This window comes from Allofournierella sp. CML151 (assembly GCF_027853465.1).
GTDB lineage: Bacteria > Bacillota > Clostridia > Oscillospirales > Ruminococcaceae > Allofournierella.
In genome coordinates, this window is record NZ_JAPNNW010000046.1 from 1 (window position 1) to 1,052 (window position 1,052).

Consider the following 1,052-nt stretch of genomic DNA (forward strand, 5'->3'; position numbering starts at 1 on the left):
TTGTAGGATTACAATAGATATTGGACAGTTAAATAAAAAAGGATGAAGGATAAGGCCTCATCGGTTAAAGTTGAAGTTACAGGCAACAACGAAACGAGAGGGGGCCATATCCTTCATGAACAAAAGTATAACACAAGACATGGCGTATCGGCAATCCCTGATGAAGTATGCGGAAAAATACGGCGTCAGCCGTGCCAGCCGAAAGTACAACAAAGGCCGATCGTACATCTACTTTTGGAAGGCCCGGTGGGATGGCACCGTAGAATCTCTGGCCTGCCAGTCCCGGCGGCCCCACAGTCACCCCAATCAGCATACAGAAGCAGAAATGAAGTTAATACGGGACATGCGCCGCCGTAATCCAAACCTGGGCATGGTGGAACTGTGGCACCGCCTGCGCCAGCGCGGCTATACCCGCCGCCCAGAGAGCTTGTTCCGGGTCATGCGCAAACTGGGGTTGTTTCCTCCGCAGAAGAAGAAAACGGTCTATCATCCTAAGCCCTATGAGCAGATGACCTATCCCGGCCAGCGCGTTCAGGTGGATGTGAAGGTCGTACCCCGTAAGTGTATCTCAGACCCGGAGCTGCGCCTGTTTCAGTACACTGCCATTGACGAGTTCACACGCCTGCGCTTCCTGGCCGCTTATCCCGAGCAGTCCACCTTTTCCTCAGCCGATTTCCTCAAAAGGCTTGTCAGGTGGTATGCACGCCGCGGCATCCGGGTAGAGTGCGTTCAGACCGACAACGGCTTTGAGTTCACCAACCGTTTTTCCAACAGCAAACGAGATATTCCTACTCTGTTTGAAGTTACCGCTGCACAGCTGGGCATCCGCCACAAGCTCATCCGTCCCTACACCCCACGTCACAATGGAAAGGTCGAGCGCAGCCATCGGGAGGACCAGAAGCGCTTCTACTCCCACCGCTGTTTTTACTCCCTGGACGACTTTGCTAGGCAACTCGCTGTCCACAACCGCCGCTCCAACCTCTTCCCCATGAGACCGCTCTCCTGGCTTTCTCCTTTCGAGTTCTCTGTCCAATATGTTTGACAAACCTACA

The 1,052-nt window shown here is 53.5% G+C and carries 1 protein-coding gene; it reads left to right on the forward strand.

Annotation, left to right across the window (positions count from 1 at the left end):
- Positions 1–160: 160 nt before the first annotated feature.
- Positions 161–1,042 carry a DDE-type integrase/transposase/recombinase gene (locus PH256_RS15175; RefSeq protein WP_270914827.1) on the forward strand — a complete coding sequence of 294 codons (882 nt, stop codon included), beginning with the start codon at positions 161–163 and terminating at the stop codon, positions 1,040–1,042.
- Positions 1,043–1,052: the final 10 nt, after the last annotated feature.

Excerpts from the sequence above, each read along its gene's own strand:
- PH256_RS15175 (WP_270914827.1), top strand. The coding sequence starts at position 161 with ATGAAGTATGCGGAAAAATACGGCGTCAGCCGTGCCAGCCGAAAGTAC.